Raw genomic sequence first — 20,379 nt, forward strand, 5'->3', positions numbered from 1 at the left:
CCGGCCGTGGAGCTGACCATCCTGTACCGCGGCCCGCTCGCCTCCTGCGACTACGACTGCCCGTACTGCCCGTTCGCCAAGCGGCGCGACACCCCCGGGCAGCTCCGTGCCGACCGGGCGGCCCTGGAACGCTTCACTGCCTGGGCGGCCTCCCGTACGGAGGACCGGCTCTCCGTCCTCTTCACCCCCTGGGGCGAGGGACTGGTCCGGTCCTGGTACCGGCGGGCGCTGACCGAGCTGTCGCACCTGCCGCACGTCCGGCGCGTCGCCATCCAGACCAACCTCAGCTGCCGGACCGGCGCGCTGGCCGACGCCGACCCCGCCACCCTGGCCCTGTGGTGCACCTACCACCCCGGCCAGACGCCGTACGCGCGCTTCCTGGCGAAGCTGCGCGAACTCGACGGCCTGGGCATCCGGCACAGCGTCGGCATCGTCGGCCTGCCCGACAACCTGGAGCACGCCCGCCGGCTGCGCGCCGACCTGCCAGGCCACGTCTACCTGTGGGTCAACGCGGCCGAGGGGCACACCTATACCGACGCCGAGGCGGACACCTGGACCACCGTGGACCCGCTCTTCCCGTACAGCCGCCACCCGCACCGCTCGGCCGGACTGCCCTGCCGTACCGGGGAGTCGGTGATCTCGGTGGACGGGGAGGGCACGGTCCGCCGCTGCCACTTCGTCCGCGCCGAACTGGGCAACCTGTACGACGGCTCCTACCGGGCGGCGCTCGCCCCGCGCCCCTGCCCGCAGACGGTGTGCGACTGCCACATCGGGTACGTCCACCTCGAGACGCTACCGCTGTACGACGTGTTCGCGGGCGGCGTCCTCGAACGCGTCCCGGCGGCCCTCCCGGCCGCCCCGGGGCCGGCCGCCCGTGGGGCCCTGCCCCTCATCCCTCCGGGGCGGCGTCCAGGGCGGCGTCGAGCATCCGGCGGGTGACGGCGGCCAGTTCGGCCGGGTCGGGGGCGGGCCGGCTGCGGGCCGTGGCCCCCGCCAGCCGTTCGAACAGCATCCCCTCCGTCCAGGAGACCAGGAGGTCCGCCGAGACCCTGGCGTCCTTCGCGCCGAGCGCGGCCAGGATCGCGGACGCGCGGTCCCGTGAGGCCAGCCCGGCGCGGTGCAGTTCCGGTGCCAGTTCGGGGTTGCGGGCGGCCTCCAGGGTGAGCTCCCAGCGGGCCAGCTGACGCTCCCGGCCGACGGTGAGCCACCGGTAGAGCAGCGCCGCGAGGGCCGCTGCGGCCTCGTCCCGGCCGGTCGGCACCGGCGGGCCGCCGTCGGTGCCAGTGCCGGTGCCGGTGCCAGTGCCAGTGTTGAAGTCCGCCAGATCGAGCTCGGCCAGCCGCTGGTAGCAGGCGCCGATGAGCGCCGTACGCGTACGGAAGTAGTACGAGGTGCTGCCCGCGGGCAGTCCGGCGGCGGAGTCGACGGCGCGGTGCGTCAGCCCGCGCAGCCCGGCGGCGGCCACGGTGGCGATGGCGGTGTCGGCGATCAGGGTCCGGCGGTCTGGGGTGGACATAGCATCACTCTACAGCTGTAGAGTGATGCTCATGCGGCTCTACATGTGTAGAGCCGGGGGTTGAGGAGAGGAGCACGCCATGGGCAAGGACGCGAAGGGCCACGCGGTCATCGCGGGCGCGGGCATCGGCGGACTGACCGCTGCGGTCGCCCTGCACCGGGCCGGCTGGCGGGTCACCGTCTGCGAACGCGCCGCCGGACCGTCCGCCGCCGGGGCGGGCATCGTGCTCGCCCCCAACGCACTCCGGGCCTTCGAGGCCATCGGTTTCGACACCGACGGCTGGGCCGGTGACGCCGTCCCCGCCGGGATGGGGACCCGCAGCCCCGACGGCCGCTGGCTGATGCGGGCCGACACCGCCGCCCTGGCCGCCCGCTACGGCCGCCCGCCGCTGGCCGTGCACCGCGCGGCCCTCGCCGCCGCCCTGGCCGCCGCCCTCCCGGCGGAAACCCTCTGCTACGGAGCCGAGGTCACCGGCGTGGACCACGCCGACCCCGCCCCGCACACCGGACCGGCCGGGCGCAGGCCCATCGTGCGGACCACCGACGGGGACCTGACGGCCGATGTGGTGGTCGCCGCCGACGGCATCCACAGCCCGCTGCGCCGCCTGTTCTTCCCCGCCCACCCCGGTCTGCGCCACAGCGGCGAGACGGCCTGGCGCACCGTGGTCTCCGGGGAGGGACTGGACCCCTCGGCCGCCGGCGAGACCTGGGGCCGCGGCATGCGCTTCGGCGTGGTCCCGCTCGCCGACGGCCGCGTGTACGTGTACGCCACGGCCAGGCTCCCCGAGGGCACCCGCCCCGCCGACGTACGGGCCGAACTGGCGCGACGCTTCGCCGGCTGGCACGACCCGGTGCCCGCTCTGCTGGACCGGATCGACCCGGCCGCCGTACTCCAGCACGACCTGTACGAACTGGCCGCGCCGCTGCCCCGCTACCACCACGGCCGGATCGGCTGGCTCGGCGACGCCGCCCACGCGATGACCCCCAACCTGGGCCAGGGCGGCTGCCAGGCAGTCGAGGACGCCGCCGTGCTCGCCCACCTGCTGGCCGGGGCGCCGGACCCGGAGGCCGTACCGGCCGCGCTCGCCCGCTACACCGCGGCCCGCCACGCCCGGACCAACGCCATCCTGGTCCGGGCCCGCCGGGCCGGCAGCGTCGCCGGCCTCACCCACCCGGTGGCCGTGGCGCTGCGCGACGCCGCCCTCCGCGCCACACCCGGGCGGGTCGCCCACCGCGCGCTGGACGGTCTGTTCGCCGGGTTCCGGCTGCCCCCGGCCGCCGCGTGACGCGCCGTGCGGGGCCACTCACCGCGCGACCACCGGCGGCACGGCGGCCGCCCCGCCCCCCGCGAGCGCGGCCACCTGGTCGGTGACCATGTCGAGGAGGGCCGCCGCGGCCTCCGGTTCGTGGCCCAGCACCAGGAAGTTCAGCGTCAGGCCGTCCGTCACGGCGGCCAGGTAGCGGGCCAGCACCGGCGCCGGCACCCGCAGTTCGAGCACCGTCGTCGAGCCGAGCTGGTCGATGAGCTCCCGGTAGATCTCGGCGTACCGCTCGTACTGGCGGCGGGCCAGCGGTTCGAACCCGGGCGTGCGCAGGGCGTACTGGGTCAGCTCGTAGGTGAGCATGTGCTCGCCCGGGTGCGCGCACACGTGCTCCCAGTACGCGCCGAAGCCGGCCCGGACCGTCTCCCGCAAGGTGCCGCGAGGCCGCAGGGCCTCCTTCACCCGCCCCACGTAGTGCGCGTGGATCGTCTCCATCACGGCCTCGATCAGGGCCTGCTTGGAGTCGAAGCAGTAGTGGAAGACGCTGAGCGACACGCCGGCCTCGGCGGCGATGGACCGTGTGGTCGTCCTGGGCACGCCGTCCCGGGTCATGGCCCGGATCGCCGCCTCGGTGAGCTCGCGGCGCCGTTCGGCGAGCGGCTTGCGGATGGTCATCGCGTGGGTCGTTCCCTTCGTGCGCGAAGACGCCGCGTCCGCCCCGGCGGTCCCCTCGGACCGACCGCCGGGGCGGACGCACGGCCGTGCGGTCAGGCGCTGTACACCCCGACCTCGTGCAGTGAATAGCCCCACCCGGTGCCCCGGACGAGGCCGTGGACGCGGACGTACCGCGCCGTGGTGCCGGCGAAGGTGACGGTGTCCAGGCCGCCGTCACCGGCCGTGGTGGACCAGGCGGTCCGCCACGTGGATCCGTCGTCGGACAGCTCGATGCGGTACGACCTGCCGTACGCCCGCTCCCAGTCGAGGGTGACCTTGCCGACCCGCTGCGCCGAACCGAGGTCGATCCGGAGCCACTGGTCGTCGCTCCACTCGCTGGCCCACCGGGTGCTCCGGTCGCCGTCGACCGTCCGGCCGGAGGCGTAGGAGGTGAACGGGTTCCACCACTGGGTGGTCGAGGCCGCCGTGGGCCGGCCCGCGGCCAGGTTCACCCCGGCCCGGTGCGCCTCGGAGCCGCCCCAGGTGTTCAGATAGGACTCGGCGCCTCGGAACATGTCGTCCACCACGCCCTGGCCGCCGACGATCCGGATGTCCTCGATCCAGTCCGGGACCATGCCGTTGTGGGCGGCGCCGTCGGTATTGAGGTCCCAGGTCCGCTGTCCGGCGGTCAGCTTGTCGATCACCGAGCCGCCGTCGGTGCTGGTGAACGGGTAGCGGACCGGGTTGGGGGTGTTCGCGCCGCGCGGGCCGGGCCAGCCGCCGACGCCGTTCATGTCGGTGCCGTAGCCGTAGCCCACGTCGTACTTCTCGCGCAGCGCGTCGGTGCGCTTGGCTTCCGCGCTGAACCCTTCGGCGCCGTTCATGTACTGGGCGATGAACCCGCCGAGCTTGTAGACCCGCTCGGACCAGGCCATGTCCATCCAACTGTGCGAGGAGATCACACCCGGGTATTCCTGGGACTCCAGGATGTCGAGCGCGCGGGCCGTGGCCTTCACGCTCATGTGGTCGATCTCTAGCATCATCTTGCGCTGCATCATCCCCCGTACCGCGTACTCCCCGAGATCGGTGAGCCCTCGGGTGTTGCAGCGGGCGTCGGAGGCGTACGACGGCACGGCCACGCCGGCCGGGAGCTCTTTCTCCGCACTCGGCGCGGCGGCGAGCCCGATGGGGTTGTCCTGTTGCGGGCCGGGGCACCTCTCGGTCCGCCAGAACGTGCCGGTGGACAGGAACTGGCCCACGTTGATGGCGGTGCCCAGGGCCCCCGAGTCGAACCGGACCCCGCACAGCGCGTTGTCGAACTTGTGGCACAGGAACATGCTGCGCACGCCCAGCCGGTGCAGCTCGTCCAGGCCCTTGTCGATGTCGGCCCGGCTGCACTGCGCCACGTCGAGGATCATCTTGCAGCCGAAGGGCTCGGAGGTCTCCACACCGAGGACGACGGCCAGTTTGCCCTCCTCGACCACCTGCCGGGCCTGCGCGCTGTCGGTGACGATGCGGAACCAGCCCTTGCCCGGGCCCCCGTACATCTTGTCGATGTAGTCCTGCATCTCGTACGTCTTCTGGGCCTGGAGGCGGATCGAGGTCATCTCGTCGCAGCTGCGGTCCTTGAAGAAGTACACCGAGCAGATCACGCCGTTGGTGACCAGGTCGTTGACGAGGACGCGCTGGCCGCCGCGCCAGGCGCGCTCCACCCAGGCGTAGTAGTTCTGCTGGTGGGTCAGCGAGTCGTGGGCGGGCCAGTCCTTGAAGGTGGGCCAGCCGGTCGGGTCGTGCTTGCCGTCGCCGCCCTTGGTGATGTAGTCGAAGACGGCGAGCGTGGGGTGCTCGGGGCAGTCCTTGAGCGCGTCGGCGACGCCGAGCTCGGAGAACGTCTTGCCGCAGATGAGCCGGCCGCCGAAGGCCTCGTTGGACATCAGGTGGTTGTGCGCGTCGACGAAGCCGCGCACCTCGCCCTTGTCGTTGGTGCCCCTGAACGGCTCGCCGGTGACGTTCACGCCGGAGTCGGGGGAGGGGCGGGCCGTCGGGTTCCACCAGTCGCCGCCGGTGTCGGCGACCGAGCCGGGCACCGGCCCGAGCAGTGCGACCAGGGAGGCGAGGAGCAGGGACAGCACGGCGAGCGGCCCGCGGCGCCGCCGCTTGTGCCTGGTACGGGTCATGGACATCACCCACGTCTTCGGTGGTGGCGGACGGCGCATTCTTGACATGCTCCGCGCAAAAGTTGTGTCCGAGAATCCCTACTGGCGCGTACGGAGTCAAGGGTCCGGGACAACCGACCTGATGGACCGTCGGATTTCCCCGGCGCTCCCGGGGCGGCCCGGCCGGGGTGCGGGGAACCGGCCACGAGCCGGCCGAACGCGGAGAGCCGGCCGAACGTGAAGAACATGCCGAACACGAAGAACCGGCCGAACGCGGAGAACTGGCCGAACGCGGAGAACCGGCCAATCGCTTGTCCTGCACCTGACAACTCAACCGGCCTGTGCGACCCTCCCTCACGTCCGGGTCCACATCCCCGCCGCTCCGTCAGACGGCGGTCACCGACCCGGGCGCGCAAGCTCTCTCCCCCCGGCTGGCGCGGCGCGAACCCGTCGCGGTGCGGGCCGGGCGCACTCCCGCGGAGCCCGCAGGAGCTCCGCGTCACCCCACAAGGACGTGGCAAGGAGGAGCACCATGAACCCCATCCACCGCATGTCCGGCATCACCGTGCTGGCGGCCGCGCTGTTCACCGCCGGGACCGCCACTACGGCCGGCGCCGCCCCCGCCGCCGAGCAGAAGCTCGACGGCAGCATCGTGGTCGCGGGCCAGACCTGCACCTGGACCAACGCCCGCACCAGCGCCAACCCGCCCGCCGCCCTGACCGTCGACCGCACCAGCATCAACGCGCCCGGCGGCAACCTGGCCTGCACCGGCGGCATCACCGCCACCCTGAACAACAACCCGGCCTTCACCTTCGACGACGCGGCCGGCACGGCCCGCACCGACGCCATCGACATCACCGGCAAGCAGAGCTTCATCTCCTGCCGCTACAAGGCCGTGAACATCGCCTGGAACCGCGAGGGGGACACCCGCAAGTACGTCAACCAGGCCTTCACCGCGACCAAGACCTCGGGCAGCTTCCTCTGCCCCGGCTCCGTCACCACCCCCGCGGGCGGCGCGAGCATGCTCTTCCGCTGACCCGACCGGTACGGCCGGTCCGCGGGCACCCCCCACCCGCGGGCCGGCTCAGCCGTCCGCCTCCGGGACCAGGTCGAGGCGGAACGCGATCCGGTCGAGCCCCGGCCCGTCGTAGTCGGGCAGCAGGTCCGAGGCCGTGAACCCGAGCCGGGTGTGGAAGGCGCGCGAGCCCGCGTTGCCGGGGCTGGTGATACAGCCGACGTGCCGCACGCCGAGCAGGCGTACGCGCTCGAAGAACGCCTCGTACAGCCGGCGCCCCACCCCCTGCCCCTGCAGGGCGGGATCCACTCCGGCGAAATGCACGTACGCCGTGCCCGGATCGGTCTGGGAGACGAAGCCGACCAGGAAGCCCGCGAGCCGGCCATCGGCGTATTCGGCCAGCGAGCTGGTGGCGGTGAAGTGCTGGAAGTAGAGCCGCGGCAGCAACAGCGCTCGCTCGCGCGAGCCCTCCGCCCCCTTGAACCCGCCCCACCAGGCGTCCAGTACGGACAGCACACGGGCGTGGTCGGATTCCGCGGGCCTGCGGAACGTCAGAACGGGGCGGCTGTGGCTGTCCTGCATCATTCGTCCATTCTTTCCCTCTTGCGCGCCCGTCACCAAAGCCGTTTTGGTGATCACGTCAGATCGGGGGCGAACGGGAAGGCGGCCGACGTTGGCGGACAGCACCCAGACCGGAACCGCGGGGAACGAGCGGGAGAACCCCGCGCCCGTGCCCCGCAGGGCGAGTTGGCGGTCCATCGGACCGGGCATGGTCGTCGCGGCGACCGGCGTCGGCGCCGGTGACCTCATCGCCACCCTGATCGCGGGCGGCAGGTTCGGCTACACCCTGCTCTGGGCCGCGGTGATCGGCTGCCTCGTCAAGATCTCGCTCGCCGAGGCCGCCGGCCGCTGGCACCTCGCCACCCGCCGCACCCTCTTCCACGGCTGGCGCAGCCTCGGCCCCTGGACCACCGTCTACTTCGCCGGCTACGTCGTCGTCTGGGGCTTCGTGTACGGGGCCGCCGCCATGTCCTCCAGCGCGCTGCCGCTCGCCGCGCTCTTCCCCGACAGCATGGACCTGAAGGTATGGGCGATGCTCTGCGGCCTGTCAGGGCTGGTCTTCGTCTGGTTCAACCGGTACGCCGTCTTCGAGAAGGTCATGACGGTCCTGGTCGGGGTGATGTTCGTGGTCACCGTCTACCTCGCGGTCCGCGTCACGCCCCGGCTCGGCTCCGCCCTCGCCGGGCTGGCGCCCGTCCTGCCGGACGGCTCGCTGCTCTACACCCTCGGCCTGATCGGCGGCGTCGGAGGCACGATCACCCTCGCCGCCTACGGCTACTGGGTGAACGCCAAGGGGTGGACGGACACGGGATGGATGAAGGTGATGCGGCTCGACAACCGCGTCGCCTACGCGACCACGGGCATCTTCGTGGTCGCCATGCTCTTCGTGGGCGCCGAGCTGCTGCACTCCTCGGGCGTGGCCCTGGCCAAGGGCGACAAGGGGCTGCTCGACCTGAGCACGGTCCTGGAGGAGCGCTACGGACAGGTGACGGCCAAGCTCTTCCTGATCGGCTTCTTCGCCACCTCGTACACCTCGCTGATCGGCGTCTGGCACGGGGTGAGCCTGATGTTCGCCGACTTCGTCGGCGCGTTCCGGCCGTCCCTCACCGCCGGGGCGCCGAGCCCGGAGAAGTCCCGGCCCTTCCGGGCCTACCTGCTCTGGCTCACCTTCCCGCCGATCAGCCTGCTCTTCCTCGACCAGCCGTTCGGACTCGTCGTCGGCTACGGGGTGATCGGCGCGCTCTTCATGCCCTTCCTGGCACTCACCCTGCTGTGGCTGCTCAACTCCGCGCGGACGCCGCCCGAGTGGCGCAACGGGCTGCTGAGCAACGTGCTGCTCGGTGCCGCCGGCCTGCTGTTCGTGGTGCTCTGCGTACAGCAGCTGTGGGACCTGCTCCGGTAGGAGCCGACGGGTGTCGCCCGTGCCCCGTTCCACCTGCGGGGCGTGTGGGGCGTGTGGGACGGGGTCACTCGCGTGAGGCCGGCCGGGGGCGGAGCATGCCGCGCAGGGAGCGCGGCCGGCGGGTACGGGCGTGGCGGTCGAGTTCCTCCATCAGGCGCTGGGTCCGCTTGTCCACGCCCAGCTCGTCCAGGACCCGGTCGATCTCGGCCAGCAGGGCGCCGTACAGCTGCCACTGGGCCGGGGTCCGGCGGATCCGGGCGAGCAGCAGGTCGGCGAACCGGTCGCGGCTGGCCCTGGCCACGGCCAGTTCGCGGGTCAGGCGGGCTTCCGCCTCCTCGGCGTTGGCGCTCACCTGTGCCGTGATCAGCTGGGCGAAGCTCATCACCGCCAGGGCCGTGTGCTCCAGGACCTCCCGCAGGGCGGCCGTGACACCGTCATCAGGGGCGGCCGGCGCCGGCCCGTCGGCCCAGGCCTTGGCCAGGTCGGTCGCGGTGCGACAGGCGACCCGGAGCACCACGGCGCAGATTTCCAGGGTGTCCAGACCGGTGCGCAGCACCAGGCGGAACATCACCCCCTCCTTGACCCGCGGATTCAGCCGGAGGCTGTCCTCGGCCTGCCGGAGGGCCGCGTCGACGTGCGCGATGTCGTTGTCGAGACGGCGAGCCTCGTGCAGGCGGGCGGCGGCCCGTGCCACGTCGGTGTGTCCCAGGGGCGCCTCGCCGAGGTGGGTCAGCAGCCGGCTCATCCGGTCCGCGAGGTCGGTGATGGCGGTGCCCGCCGGACCGACCCACACCGGGGGAGCCACGACCAGGTTGACGAGCAGACCCACGGCGGCGCCGATGAGGGTCTCCAGGATCCGGTCCCAGGCGGTGTCGGCCACCTGGGTGACGCCGAGCACCAGCATGGCGCTGATGGCCACCTCGGGGACGAACTCGTCGACCCGGACCAGGTGCCCCACCACGAGCGAGGCGAGGATCAGCAGGCCCAGGCTCCACCAGCTCAGCCCGACGAGCGCGCTGAACCCGATCGCGATCAGCACCCCCGCGACCACCGAGTTCATCCGCCGGATGCCGGTGGTCAGCGTCGAGTAGAGGGTGACCTGGACGACGAGCAGCGCCGTCAGCGGGGCGGTCAGCGGCACCGGCTCGCTGCTCAGGCGGAGCGCGACGACGTAGGAGAGGACCGCCGCCGTGGTGGAGCGGAGCGCTTGGACGACCACGGGCTCGCGGTGGCGGCGGACCCATCGGACGAGGGTGTCGGTCACTCGTGCCATGAGTGATCGTCTGCCCGCCGTGGCGCCGGTGACACCACCCCGCCCGGTGACACCACCCCGCCCGGTCCGCTCATCCGCCGACCGGTACGGCTCCGCGGCGCGGAGGGTGTTTCCGTCACTCGACGTCGTCCCGGGCCAGCTGCAGTGCCAGGTCCTGGAGGATCGCCGCGACCGGAGGTTCGGCCCCGCCGTCGTCGTGGGCGTCCGCGACGGCCTGGAAGGCGAGGATGAAGCCGTCGACCAGCGCACTCAGCGGGTCCGACAGCTGTTCCAGCACCGCCAGGCCGGCTGCCTCGGGGCCGGCGTTGACGGGCACCGTGAACTCGGTGGGGATCACCTCGCCCAGTAGGTCCGAGACGAGTCGCTCGTCGACTCCGGCGCGCAGGGCGGTCAGCGCTGCGATGGCCTTGAGCTTGATCTCGTTCTCGGTCATGTGCCGAGGCTAGAGCCATTTGCTCCGGATCGGGCCGGTTCCACGCGGCCCGATCCGTGTCACCACCAGTAGACCGGGTACCTGGGGGCCGTACGGCGCGCCCGGGACGCGGCCCAGCCGGCCAGCACCAGCAGCAGGGTCGACCCGCCCAGCAGCGGGAGGAACCGTGCGGGGTCGGGGGATTGCAGCACGACGACCACGGTGGTGGCGGCGGCCGGGGAGTGCGGGGTGCGGGCCAGGGCCATGACGGCCAACGACACGCCGGCGGCGAGGGCGGCCGTCCAGGGCGAGCTGCCGAGCAGGTTCAGGGCCGCGTACCCCAGGCCGGCGCACAGCAGGTGTCCGGCGACGACGCTGCGGGGCTGTGCGAGCGGCAGGCCGGGCACGCTGTGCACGAGCGCGGCACTGGCGGCGAGCGGGGGTATCAGCACGGGCTCGTGGATCAGCGTGCCGATGCCGACGAGGGCCAGGAGGACCGCGGTGACGGCACTCACGTTGTGCAGGGCCGCCGCGGGGCTCGGCGGAGCGGGCGCCCGCCCGGCGAGGGGGCGCAGCAGCCGGGCTGCCACGGGCGCGGCCGGGAGGGTGGGGCGGCCCGCGCGCGGGGCGGCGCCCCGGCCGGCTCCCGGACCGGTTCCGAGGTCAGGTCCGAGGTCAGGTCCGAGGTCAGGGCTGGGGCCGGGTCTGCGCTCGGTTCTGCGGCCGGTTCTGCGGTCGGGGTGGCGGTGGATTCTGGGGGCACGGAGTGTCGTTCTCGGGCAGGGCCGGCCGGATGGCGGCCAGAGCGGGCAGGAGGGTCGATCCGGACCGCCGTGATCGACGGGATGGCCGACAGGGCCCGGTCTCGCCCTCCGGCCCGGTGGGGCCGGAGGAAGCGCTGCCCCGATCGTACGGAATCACCCGGTTCGCCCAGCAGCCGGGTCGCCCGGTGCCACGCGGCCGGGCGGAAGGGTGACATGGATTGCCATGTGTCAGTCGCTGACAATTTCTTGCGCGATCATCCCCCCAACACCTTCTGCTTCCAAGATCCACGCGTTACGTTCCCGCCCCCCGCTCACGGAAGGAACCCTGCGTGCGATCGATATCCCGCGCCCTCGGCGCGTCCGCCGTCGTCCTGGCCCTCGCCGCCCCCTTGGCTCCGGCGGCCGCTCATGCGGCGACCCCGGCCCCCGCGCCGTCCGCCTCCAGCACCGGCACCCCCAGCCGTGTCCTCACCGTCCCCGGCACGGTCAACGCCCGTGACATCGGCGGCTACACCACCTACGACGGGAAGCGCACCCGCTGGGGCGTCGTGTACCGCTCCGAATCCCTCTCGAAGCTCCCGCCGGAGGGCGTGGCCGCGCTCGGCCAGGTGGGGCTCGGCAGCGTCATCGACCTGCGCACCGCCCCCGAGGTGCAGGCCGACGGCACCGACCGCCTGCCGGCCGGCGTCGCCTCCATCGCCCAGCCGGTCGACGACACCAGCCTCTTCGCGCTCATCGGCCAGGTGGTGCGCAGCAAGGACCCCGTCTACCAGCAGGCGCAGCTGGGCGACGGCAAGGCGGAGGCGCGGATGACCGCCCTGTACCGCGGCTTCGTCACCAACCCGGCGAACCGTGCCGCGCTCGGGTCCGCGATCCGCGCCGTGGCCAACTCCCAGAAGCCCGTGCTGTTCCACTGCTCGGCGGGCAAGGACCGCACCGGCGTCCTCGCGGACACGATCCTGCGCGCGGTCGGCGTCCCGGCGGCCACCTCGGAGCAGGACTACCTGCTGTCCAACCAGCTGCGGGCCGCGTCCGACAAGGCCCTGCGGGACCAGGTGAAGGCCGCCGGCTACATGCAGAACCCCGACCTGCTGATCCCGCTCCAGGAGGTGCGCAGCGGCTACCTCGCCGCGTTCCGGGACCAGGCGGTCAGTGACTACGGCTCCTTCGGCGAGTTCCTGACCGACGGCCTGGGCCTCGACGCCGTCACGCTGGCCAAGCTGCGGTCGCGCACGGTCGGCTGACCCGGCAGTGAGTGAGGCCCCCGCCCGTGCCGGGGGCCTCGGCCTGTTCCGGTCCGGCCCGTCCCGGGCCCGTCAGTAGCGCACCGCCCGCTCCGTCTCCGCGACGACCGTGCCCGGCAGCCGGTGCGTGCTGCGCGCGGTGCCGCGCCCGGAGGACTTGCCGGCCACGTCCGTAATGGTCAGGACCGCCGTGTCCAGCCTGTTGCCGGTCTCGTCCTTGAAGTTCACCTGGACGGCGAAGGACTTCTTGGCGGAGTCGGTGTTCTGCACCGTCACGGGGACCTTGACGTACCCTTCGCTGTCGCTCGACGGCTCGCCGAGCGCCACGTCGTCCTTCGCCTCCACCCCGTTCTTGATCTGGTCCAGCTTGTCCTCGGCCACGCCTGCCGCCGACGACGCGGCGCCGGCCGCCTTGGACGCGGCGGCCGACACCTCCGCGCCCGCGGACTCCGCGGCCGAAGCCGCCTTCGACGCGGCGTCCGACGCCTTGTCCTGCGCGTCGGAACAGCCCGCCGCGCCCAGCGCCGCCATCGCCACCAGCGCCACGCCGGCCAGTCCGCGCCTCACCTTGTCCACGCCCACCGTGCCTCGCCTCTCGGATCTCGGATGTCTCGGAGTTCTCGGAAGTGCCGGAAGTCTCGGAGTTCGCGCCATTCCGACCAACTCCACACATAACCCCGAAACTGGAAATAACACCTTTCTCGTCCTGACGTGTGAACGTCCGTGGAGTCCGAGGAGACCGGATGCGCCGCTACCCGCCGATCGCCGAACACGGTCTGATCGGAAACCTGCAGACCTGCGCGCTCGTCTCCGCCGAGGGAGTGCTCAACTGGTTCTGCGCGCCCCGCTTCGATTCGCCGAGCGTCTTCGCGGGCCTCCTGGACCACGAGCGCGGCGGCCATTTCGCCGTCACCGCCGACGCCCCCGACCTCACCGCCCGCCAGCTCTACCTGGCCGACACCGCCGTCCTCCTCACCCGCTTCCTCACCCCGGAAGGCGTCGGGGAGGTCGTCGACTTCATGCCCGTCCCCGACCCGCACACCGCCACCGGCCGGCACCGCATCGTCCGGTTCCTCCGGACCGTCCGCGGCAGCGTCCGCTTCACCGCCGAGTGCCGCCCCCGCTTCGACTACGGCCGCGCCGCCCACACCCTCACCCTGTCCGGTGCCACCGCCCGCTTCGCCGGACCGGACATCACCGCGTACCTGCACGCCCTGGGCCCCGTCCCGATGGAGGCCGAGGGCCAGGACGTACGCGCCGAACTCACCCTGGACGCCGGCCAGAACGCGGCCTTCGTCCTCACCGTCGACACCGGACCGGCCCCGGCCCCGGCCCCGGACCCGCCCGCCGCGCCGACCGCGGCCGAGGCCTGGGAGATGTTCGCCGACGTCTACCGGTTCTGGCACGGCTGGATCGCGCGCTGCACCTACCGCGGCCGCTGGCAGCAGGTGGTCAACCGCTCCGCGATCACCCTCAAACTCCTCACCTACGCCCCCACCGGCGCGCCCATCGCCGCGCCCACCATGGGCCTGCCCGAGCAGGAGGGCGGCGAACGCAACTGGGACTACCGCTACACCTGGGTCCGCGACGCCTCCCTGTCCGTCCGGGCCATGCGCGACATCGGCTTCACCGAGGAGGCGGACGCCTTCCGACGCTGGCTCGGCCACCGCCTGCGCGAAGGCGGTGCGCCCCACGGCGAACCCCTCCAGATCATGTACCGGGTCGACGGCAGCCCCGACCTGGCCGAGGAGGTCCTCGGCCACCTGGAGGGCTGGCGGGGATCGGCCCCCGTCCGCGCCGGCAACGGCGCCGCCGGCCAGCTGCAGCTCGACATCTACGGCGAGTCGGTCTACGGCCTCGCCCAGACCGGCAACCTCACCGAGGCCATCGGACACGACGGCTGGCAGCACTTCGCCGGCCTGCTGGACTGGCTCAGCGAGCACTGGGACCGCCCCGACGAGGGGATCTGGGAGACCCGCGGCGGCCCCAAGGACTTCACCTACAGCCGCCTCATGTGCTGGGTGGCCTTCGACCGCGGCATCCGCCAGGCCCACGCCCTCGGCCGGCCCGCCGACCTCCCGCGCTGGACGGCGGCACGCGACGCCGTCTACCTGCAGATCATGGAGCGCGGCTGGAGCGACGACCGCCGCGCCTTCGTCCAGCACTACGACACGGACGTGCTGGACGCCTCGCTCCTCCTCATGCCCCTGGTCGGCTTCGTCACCCCCAAGGACCCGCGCTGGCTGGCCACCCTCGACGCCATCGACGCCGAACTCGTCGCCGACAGCCTCGTCCACCGATACGACCCCGCCGCCTCGCCCGACGGCCTGCGCGGCTCCGAGGGCACCTTCTCCCTGTGCAGCTTCCTGTACGTCCGCGCACTCGCGCAGGCGGGACGGCTGCACCAGGCCCGCTACGCCTTCTACAAGATGCTCACCTACGCCAACCACGTCGGCCTCTTCGCCGAGGAGATCGGCCCGACCGGCGAACAACTCGGCAACTTCCCCCAGGCCTTCACCCATCTGGCCCTGATCAGCGCGGCCCTCACCCTGGACGCCGAACTGGACCGGTGACCCTCCGGGAGGCTCGGGCACGGGCCGGCCGTCACGCCGGACCCGGCCGCGCGGCGATCAGGCTCTCGGCGGCCGCCGTACGGGCGCGGCGCACCGAGCGGCCCGCCCGATGCGCGCTGACCATTGGCCCGGCAGCCTGCAATGCGGAGATGATCACACCATGACCTCACCCATGACCTCACCCACAACCTCACCGACGACCGCGTCCACGACCGCGTCCACGGCCTCGTCCACTCGGACCGTCACCGCCACGGCAGCGGGCACCTGGAAGCTCGGCGACCTGGAGGTCAACCGGGTCGGATTCGGCGCGATGCGCCTGCCGCAGACCGGGGGCGCCCTCGTTCCCCGGGCCGTGCCCCGGGACCGGGACCAGGCCATCGCGGTGCTGCGCCGCGCCGTGGAACTCGGCGTGAACCACATCGACACCGCCGCGTTCTACTTCTCGCCGCTGCGGTCCGCCAACGAACTCATCAACCGGGCCCTCGCCCACCGCTTCGACGACCTCGTCATCGCCACCAAGGTCGGTCCGGCCCGCGACGTCCACGGGGAGTGGGCCGCCGACGCCGGGCCCCGGGAACTGCGCGGCCAGGTCGAGGAGAACCTCCGGCAGCTCGGCCGCGACCACCTCGACGTGGTCAACCTCCGTGTCGTCGGAAGGGCTTCGCTCGCCGAGCGCTTCGGCGCCCTGGCCGAGCTCCGCGAGGCCGGCCTCATCCGCCACCTCGGCGTCTCCAACGTCACCCCCGAACAGCTCGCCGAGGCCCGGGCGATCGCACCGGTGGTGTGCGTGCAGAACCCGTACGGCATCGGAGTCCGGCCCGAGCAGCGGGAGTTCGTCCGGTACTGCGGGGAGCAGGGCATCGCCTTCGTGCCCTTCTACGCGATCGCCGCCGCGGGCCGCGAGGGAGGCACCGGCGCCGCCGGCACCGAAGCCGAGGAGATCCGCGCCGTCGCCGCCGCCCACGGCGCGACCCCGGCCCAGATACGCCTGGCCTGGACCCTCCACCAGGGCCCGCACGTCCTGGCGATCCCCGGCACCGGGGACCCCGCCCACCTGGACGCCAACGTGGCCGCCGGCGCCCTCCGGCTCTCCGACGCGGACCTGGCACTCCTGGACTCCCTGCACCACCGCACCGAGGGCTGACCGGCAGGCCCCTGCCCGTCCGGGGCCCTACGCGTGCCCGGCCGGGGCCGCGCAGCCGAGGCGGTCACCGGTCACCGGGGCGCCTTCGGCGAGGTTGCGGTCGTAGCTGACCGTCCGGACCTTGACCGGTCGGGTGCCGACGGCCACGTCGAAGTCCGCGTCGTGCCCCGGGACGGCCTCCAGGCGTGCGCCCGGCAGGGCGGCCGCCAGGGTGGCGGCGTTCTCCTCCTGTCCCGGGGCGTAGCGGATGACCGGCGGGCCCTCCGGACGCGCCGCGGGCGCCGCGGCCGAGGTGTCGGTGACCTCGAACTTCTCATGGCGCAGGGCGGCCGCGACGGTGGCGTCGTCCACGCGGACAGTGATCCCGGCCGGGTTGGTGGTGACCGGGGTCTTCGGGGCGGGCTGGATCCGGGTGTCGCCGGTGATCGGACGGTCCGCGGCCAGGGCCTCCCACAGCGCGGCGGACCGCTTCTCGTGCCACACCAGGGTGGAGCCCACGCCCGGCACCCGGTTGTCGAACAGCCGGATCGGCACGGTCGCGAACTCGGTCCGGTCCCGGCCCAGCCGGCCCAGCACCAGTCCGATCCGGACGAGGTCGAGGATGTTCGTCCCGGCATCGGTCCGCACGGACCTCAGCAGGGTCCGGGCCGTGCGTGCGGCCCGCACCGGGTCGGACAGGGCGCCCTCGGCGGTGAGCCGGGCCAGCAGGTCCGTCACCATGCGCTGCTGGCGCCGCACCCGGCCGAGGTCTCCGGGACGGTTGCTGACGTGCCGGGCCCGGACGTAGCGCAGGGTGTCGTTGCCGTCCGTGCGGTGCACGCCGGCCGTGATGTCCAGCCCGGAGTTCTCGTCCTGGAGCGCCTTGTCGGTGCAGACCGTCGCTCCGCCCAGCCCGTCGACGGCCTGCTCGAAGCCGGTGAACCCGGTCTCCAGGTAGTGGTCGATGTGCAGCCCCGTCGCCTTCTCGACGGTCTTCACCGTCATCGGCCCGCCACCGATCGCGTACGCGCCGTTGATCTTGCCGAGGCGGCCGGTGGCGGCGCCGGTGCCATCCGCGTACTCGACGTAGGAATCCCGGGGCAGGGAGACCACGCTCGCCCGGCGCCCGTCCTCGGACAGGTGCAGGAGCATCATCACATCGGTGCAGTTGCACCCCTTGCCGCCCACGTGCAGCCGCCGCTTCTCGGCGGCGGACAGTCCGGCCCGGCTGTCGATGCCGACGACCAGGACGTTCGTACCGCGGCCGCCGGCCGCGCGGCCCGGCGGTCCGCCCTCGCCGGGCTCGGCCCGCGCACTGCCCAGGAACGTACCGGAGGCGAGGGTGGCCAGCAGGGTCAGGGCAACGGTGAGACGACGCAACGCACATCCCCAAATCGTCCGAGAACTGCCTGGAGTCGGGAGCAGCAAGCCGGCAGGGAGCAGGGAGCCGGAGGGAGAAGCGAAGAGGGAGGGAAGAGGGAGGGAACCTGCAGCGGACCGTAACCCTTCCGGTCGGGCCCGCCACGCCTACACGCCGGACCGGCCCGCCGGTGCCGGGGCCGCCTCCCCGTAATGGGCGAGCACGTTGTCGCGGGCGGGCCGGTCCCGCCCGGCCGGACCCCGCGCGAACGCCCGCAGCACGTTCTCCGTGACCACACGCGTGAACCGGCCCGCGTCGCCGCCCAGCCCGTGGTTCCGCTTGCCGCCCGACGGGCCGCTCGCCTCCAGCGCCTCGACCCACCGCATGGTGCCCGTCGCGAACACGCCCGCACCGCCCGGCAGCGAGGCGTAGGCCGTGTCCGCGAACGAGGACCGGCCCTTGCAGACCACGGGCGAGTGCGCCAGGATCTCGACCGGCCGCGGGGTGGGGTACTTCGTGTTCACCCGGTCGTACTCGATGCCCACCAGGTGCGCGAACGCATCGCCCGCCCGGGCCCCGGTCCCCGCGAGCAGCCAGTGCCCGGGGTTCGACACCACGTACGGCGCGTCCACCGGATAGCCGTCGTAGATCACCCCGAGCAGTCTGCTCTCCGGATCGGGTGCCGGTTTCCGCCGGAAGTCGTTCGTGGGCGGCAGGCCCCGGCGGTACCCCGCATCCGCCGCGTAGTCGTCCTTGTAGCAGACCACCACCCGGTCCACGCCCAGCTCCGAGGGCTCCAAACGCACCCGCCGGTAGCAGCAGTTGGCGCCGAACACGGCCAGGTTCGTCCCCGCGTCACGGACCTCGGTGACGTGGCGGCGCTGCTCGGGGGTCCAGTACTCGTCGTGCCCCGGGGAGAGCACGGCCAGCGCCCCGCGCAGGAGGTCCGGTTCCCGTGCCACGTCCACCCCGGTGACGTAGGCCAGCGGCAGCCCGAGCCGCTCGGCCAGCGCGACCAGCGGAAGCTCGAAGAGGAGGAACTGCCCGGCTCCCTGCCGGTTGGCGTACGGCCGGTCGAAGGTGACGGCGAGGGACCGCGACCCCTTCTTGCCGGTGGTGCCCTGGTACAGGTCGGCACCGCCCCACCGGTTGTACGCCTGCCAGGTGGCCACCGCGCCGACCAGGACCATACGGCCGGCCAGGGGAGCGGCCGGCCCGGTCGTCACGGCCGGGCCCGTCGTGCCCGCCGGGCCGCGGACGGTGATCGGCACGTACCGCTGGGCCCTGCCGTCGGAGGTGTCCAGCCGGAGCAGGTAGCAGCCCTCCGGCCAGCCGGAGGTGTCCACCGCCGCCGTCCGCCGCCACGGGGCGCGCACCATCCGGGTGCCGGCGTCGCGTACCGCCGCGGGCTGGCGCTCGCCCGGCAGCGCCGCCGAGCGCCACAGGAGACGCGCCCGGGCGCCTCCGTACCAGCCCATCCGGTAGGCGGAGACCGTGTACGCGGCTGCCGTCGTCGACACGTGCAGCCCGAAGACCTCCCCGGACCGCACACTGACCCGGTCCGCGAACCCCTCGATGGCACCGGCCGCACCGGCGCGCCGGATCCGCCAGTCGGGCGCGCCCGGCAGGGAGTTCTCCGCGCGCACGTCCAGCCCGTACGCGGACGCCGTTGCGTCCTGGGCCCGGTCCGTGCCCGCCGGATCCGCTGCGGCCGTACCCGACGGCACCTGCGAGGAGGCGAACGCGGCGGCGGCCAGCCCGAGGACCCGTCTGCGCGCCGGCCCCCGGGGCCGTGCGTCCGACTGCGGCGACCCGCCGGGAACTGCGCCGTCCACCATCACATCACCTCGGCCGCACGGGTTGGCTGCTGCGCTGCGGAAGGCCGGCCTCCGCCCATTGCCCTCCTGTGTAACCGACCTGCCGCGCCGAGCCCCGCACGCGGGGCGGGCCGGGCGTGCCGCGACACCGCCGTGGCACCGCGGTGCCACCGCCGTGCCACTCCGGCCCGCCGGCCGCCCCGCCCGCCGCCGTCCTACGCGTCCCCGCCGGCGAGCCCGTTCCCGAGCGGACTGCGCCGGTAGAGCACCTGCCGCCCCTGCCGGGCCCGCGTGACCAGCCCGGCGCCGTACAGCACGCGCAGGTGCTGGGAAACGGCGCTGGGCGTGACGCGCAGCCGGCGGGCGAGTTCAACGGTGGCCAGCGGCTCGGCCAGCAGCCCGAGGATCCGTGCGCGGGGAGCCCCGAGCAGCGGTACGAGCGCGGCCCCGCCGGGCGACCCGGCGCGCCCGGCCGGGGGAGGCTCCGGAGTCCACAGGGTCGCCACCCCCCGGCTCGGATAGAGCAGCGCCGGCGGTTCCTCCGGGCCGACCGGGGGAGCGACCTTGTGCGCGAACACGGAGGGCACCAGCAGCATGCCCCGGCCCCCGGCCCTGGCGTGGTACCCGTCCCCGATGGTCCCGTTCACGCACAGCACGCCCCGCGATCCGTCGTCCTTCCAGCGCAGCTGGGGGTGCATGTCGGCGAAGAGCAGCCGGGCGCCGCCCTTGGCCAGTTGCCGGGCCCGGTGGGTCATGTCGGTCTCGACCACCAGCCGGATCTCCGGCCACACCGGCCGGACGGCGATCTCCCAGTAACGGTGCAGGAGTTCGCAGATCCGGTCGCGGAGCGCGAGGACTCCTCCGTCCCCGTCGAGCTTCGCCGCGTGCAGCGGCTCGGGCAGCGGATCCGGTGCGTGCGCGGCCGACAGGTCCCGCCGCACCACCTCGGGCGGGGTCCGGCGAACGACGGCCAGCTCCTCCTCGAAGGCCGGCTCGAAGGCCCGCGGCCTGGGCGTCAGGAAGTCGGGCAGGGTGAGCCGGTCCGCCACCAGGGACATCAGCAGCCCGGTGTCCAGCCCGCCGAGCCGGCCGAGCACCGACCGGCGCCACGGCAGGTGCAGGGCGGACAGCCCGGGATCCCGCAGCACCCGCAGGCTCAGCACCGTCTCACCCAGTGGCGAGACGGCGAACCGGGTGAGCGCGAGGTCCTCGACACCGAGCTCGAAGCTGATCATTAAGCCGTACGCT

At 73.4% G+C, this 20,379-nt stretch carries 18 protein-coding genes; 7 read left to right on the plus strand and 11 right to left on the minus strand.

All coding sequences use genetic code 11. The annotated features are described in order from the left end of the window. Window positions 1-6 precede the first annotated feature (6 nt). Complete coding sequence (locus tag AC067U_RS17380) at window positions 7-939, plus strand: STM4011 family radical SAM protein (protein ID WP_478830540.1); 933 nt, start codon at window positions 7-9, stop codon at window positions 937-939. Here AC067U_RS17380 and AC067U_RS17385 read toward each other — a convergent pair. Beyond that, entirely contained in the window at window positions 890-1,516 is a 627-nt protein-coding gene (locus AC067U_RS17385) for a TetR/AcrR family transcriptional regulator (RefSeq protein WP_478830541.1), read from the minus strand. The genes AC067U_RS17380 and AC067U_RS17385 overlap by 50 nt on opposite strands. 79 nt (window positions 1,517-1,595) lie before the next feature. Between AC067U_RS17385 and AC067U_RS17390 the strand changes: the two genes are divergently transcribed. After that, window positions 1,596-2,801: an FAD-dependent monooxygenase gene (locus AC067U_RS17390; RefSeq protein ID WP_478830542.1), complete on the plus strand. Its 1,206-nt coding sequence runs from the start codon at window positions 1,596-1,598 to the stop codon at window positions 2,799-2,801. Between the two features lie 18 nt (window positions 2,802-2,819). Here AC067U_RS17390 and AC067U_RS17395 read toward each other — a convergent pair whose 3' ends face one another. Both AC067U_RS17395 and AC067U_RS17400 read right to left on the minus strand, forming a co-directional pair. Then, window positions 2,820-3,452 (minus strand): TetR/AcrR family transcriptional regulator, encoded by a 633-nt coding sequence (locus tag AC067U_RS17395; protein ID WP_478830543.1) that lies wholly within the window; start codon window positions 3,450-3,452, stop codon window positions 2,820-2,822. Window positions 3,453-3,544: 92 nt separating this feature from the next. Beyond that, complete coding sequence (locus AC067U_RS17400; protein ID WP_478830544.1) at window positions 3,545-5,608, minus strand: galactose-binding domain-containing protein; 2,064 nt, start codon at window positions 5,606-5,608, stop codon at window positions 3,545-3,547. Window positions 5,609-6,119: 511 nt separating this feature from the next. On the opposite strand from AC067U_RS17400, the gene AC067U_RS17405 reads away from it, so the two are divergent. Next, complete coding sequence (locus AC067U_RS17405) at window positions 6,120-6,623, plus strand: hypothetical protein (RefSeq protein ID WP_478830545.1); 504 nt, start codon at window positions 6,120-6,122, stop codon at window positions 6,621-6,623. A 48-nt stretch (window positions 6,624-6,671) separates the two neighbouring features. On the opposite strand, the gene AC067U_RS17410 is transcribed toward AC067U_RS17405, so the two are convergent. After that, window positions 6,672-7,187 carry an N-acetyltransferase family protein gene (locus AC067U_RS17410; protein WP_478830546.1) on the minus strand — a complete coding sequence of 172 codons (516 nt, stop codon included), beginning with the start codon at window positions 7,185-7,187 and terminating at the stop codon, window positions 6,672-6,674. An 88-nt stretch (window positions 7,188-7,275) separates the two neighbouring features. Here AC067U_RS17410 and AC067U_RS17415 point away from each other — a divergent pair, with 88 nt between their 5' ends. After that, window positions 7,276-8,565 (plus strand): Nramp family divalent metal transporter, encoded by a 1,290-nt coding sequence (locus AC067U_RS17415; protein ID WP_478830547.1) that lies wholly within the window; start codon window positions 7,276-7,278, stop codon window positions 8,563-8,565. Window positions 8,566-8,629: 64 nt separating this feature from the next. Here AC067U_RS17415 and AC067U_RS17420 read toward each other — a convergent pair whose 3' ends face one another. The 3 genes from AC067U_RS17420 to AC067U_RS17430 form a co-directional block, all read right to left on the minus strand. Next, the gene (locus tag AC067U_RS17420) at window positions 8,630-9,838 is read right to left on the minus strand and encodes an FUSC family protein (RefSeq protein WP_478830548.1); all 1,209 of its coding nucleotides are present in this window, start codon (window positions 9,836-9,838) and stop codon (window positions 8,630-8,632) included. Between the two features lie 115 nt (window positions 9,839-9,953). Then, window positions 9,954-10,271: a hypothetical protein gene (locus AC067U_RS17425; RefSeq protein ID WP_478830549.1), complete on the minus strand. Its 318-nt coding sequence runs from the start codon at window positions 10,269-10,271 to the stop codon at window positions 9,954-9,956. 59 nt (window positions 10,272-10,330) lie between these two features. Next, a complete protein-coding gene (locus AC067U_RS17430; protein ID WP_478830550.1) occupies window positions 10,331-10,840 on the minus strand; it encodes an HPP family protein in 510 nt (169 codons plus the stop codon). A 503-nt stretch (window positions 10,841-11,343) separates the two neighbouring features. Between AC067U_RS17430 and AC067U_RS17435 the strand changes: the two genes are divergently transcribed. Next, the gene (locus AC067U_RS17435; RefSeq protein ID WP_478830551.1) at window positions 11,344-12,258 is read left to right on the plus strand and encodes a tyrosine-protein phosphatase; all 915 of its coding nucleotides are present in this window, start codon (window positions 11,344-11,346) and stop codon (window positions 12,256-12,258) included. 72 nt (window positions 12,259-12,330) lie between these two features. Here AC067U_RS17435 and AC067U_RS17440 read toward each other — a convergent pair whose 3' ends face one another. Next, on the minus strand, window positions 12,331-12,834 hold the full coding sequence (locus tag AC067U_RS17440; protein ID WP_478830552.1) for a hypothetical protein: 504 nt from the start codon (window positions 12,832-12,834) through the stop codon (window positions 12,331-12,333). A gap of 167 nt (window positions 12,835-13,001) precedes the next feature. Between AC067U_RS17440 and AC067U_RS17445 the strand changes: the two genes are divergently transcribed. Then, on the plus strand, window positions 13,002-14,831 hold the full coding sequence (locus AC067U_RS17445; RefSeq protein ID WP_478830553.1) for a glycoside hydrolase family 15 protein: 1,830 nt from the start codon (window positions 13,002-13,004) through the stop codon (window positions 14,829-14,831). A gap of 172 nt (window positions 14,832-15,003) precedes the next feature. Continuing rightward, complete coding sequence (locus tag AC067U_RS17450) at window positions 15,004-15,975, plus strand: aldo/keto reductase (protein WP_478830554.1); 972 nt, start codon at window positions 15,004-15,006, stop codon at window positions 15,973-15,975. A gap of 27 nt (window positions 15,976-16,002) precedes the next feature. Here the strand turns inward: AC067U_RS17450 and AC067U_RS17455 are convergent, their stop codons facing one another. The 3 genes from AC067U_RS17455 to AC067U_RS17465 form a co-directional block, all read right to left on the minus strand. Then, window positions 16,003-17,334: an LCP family protein gene (locus AC067U_RS17455; RefSeq protein ID WP_478830555.1), complete on the minus strand. Its 1,332-nt coding sequence runs from the start codon at window positions 17,332-17,334 to the stop codon at window positions 16,003-16,005. 147 nt (window positions 17,335-17,481) lie between these two features. Further along, entirely contained in the window at window positions 17,482-19,152 is a 1,671-nt protein-coding gene (locus AC067U_RS17460; protein WP_478830556.1) for a N,N-dimethylformamidase beta subunit family domain-containing protein, read from the minus strand. A 194-nt stretch (window positions 19,153-19,346) separates the two neighbouring features. Further along, window positions 19,347-20,366: an ArsR/SmtB family transcription factor gene (locus tag AC067U_RS17465; protein ID WP_478830557.1), complete on the minus strand. Its 1,020-nt coding sequence runs from the start codon at window positions 20,364-20,366 to the stop codon at window positions 19,347-19,349. Window positions 20,367-20,379 lie beyond the last annotated feature (13 nt).

The sequence above is a fragment of the Streptomyces sp. NPDC043853 genome (assembly GCF_056436025.1).

Excerpts from the sequence above, each read along its gene's own strand:
- AC067U_RS17385 (WP_478830541.1), bottom strand. The coding sequence starts at position 1,516 with ATGTCCACCCCAGACCGCCGGACCCTGATCGCCGACACCGCCATCGCC.
- AC067U_RS17460 (WP_478830556.1), bottom strand. The coding sequence starts at position 19,152 with ATGGTGGACGGCGCAGTTCCCGGCGGGTCGCCGCAGTCGGACGCACGG.
- AC067U_RS17405 (WP_478830545.1), top strand. The coding sequence starts at position 6,120 with ATGAACCCCATCCACCGCATGTCCGGCATCACCGTGCTGGCGGCCGCG.
- AC067U_RS17400 (WP_478830544.1), bottom strand. The coding sequence starts at position 5,608 with ATGACCCGTACCAGGCACAAGCGGCGGCGCCGCGGGCCGCTCGCCGTG.
- AC067U_RS17450 (WP_478830554.1), top strand. The coding sequence starts at position 15,004 with ATGACCTCACCCACAACCTCACCGACGACCGCGTCCACGACCGCGTCC.
- AC067U_RS17395 (WP_478830543.1), bottom strand. The coding sequence starts at position 3,452 with ATGACCATCCGCAAGCCGCTCGCCGAACGGCGCCGCGAGCTCACCGAG.
- AC067U_RS17420 (WP_478830548.1), bottom strand. The coding sequence starts at position 9,838 with ATGGCACGAGTGACCGACACCCTCGTCCGATGGGTCCGCCGCCACCGC.
- AC067U_RS17390 (WP_478830542.1), top strand. The coding sequence starts at position 1,596 with ATGGGCAAGGACGCGAAGGGCCACGCGGTCATCGCGGGCGCGGGCATC.
- AC067U_RS17425 (WP_478830549.1), bottom strand. The coding sequence starts at position 10,271 with ATGACCGAGAACGAGATCAAGCTCAAGGCCATCGCAGCGCTGACCGCC.
- AC067U_RS17410 (WP_478830546.1), bottom strand. The coding sequence starts at position 7,187 with ATGATGCAGGACAGCCACAGCCGCCCCGTTCTGACGTTCCGCAGGCCC.
- AC067U_RS17465 (WP_478830557.1), bottom strand. The coding sequence starts at position 20,366 with ATGATCAGCTTCGAGCTCGGTGTCGAGGACCTCGCGCTCACCCGGTTC.
- AC067U_RS17445 (WP_478830553.1), top strand. The coding sequence starts at position 13,002 with ATGCGCCGCTACCCGCCGATCGCCGAACACGGTCTGATCGGAAACCTG.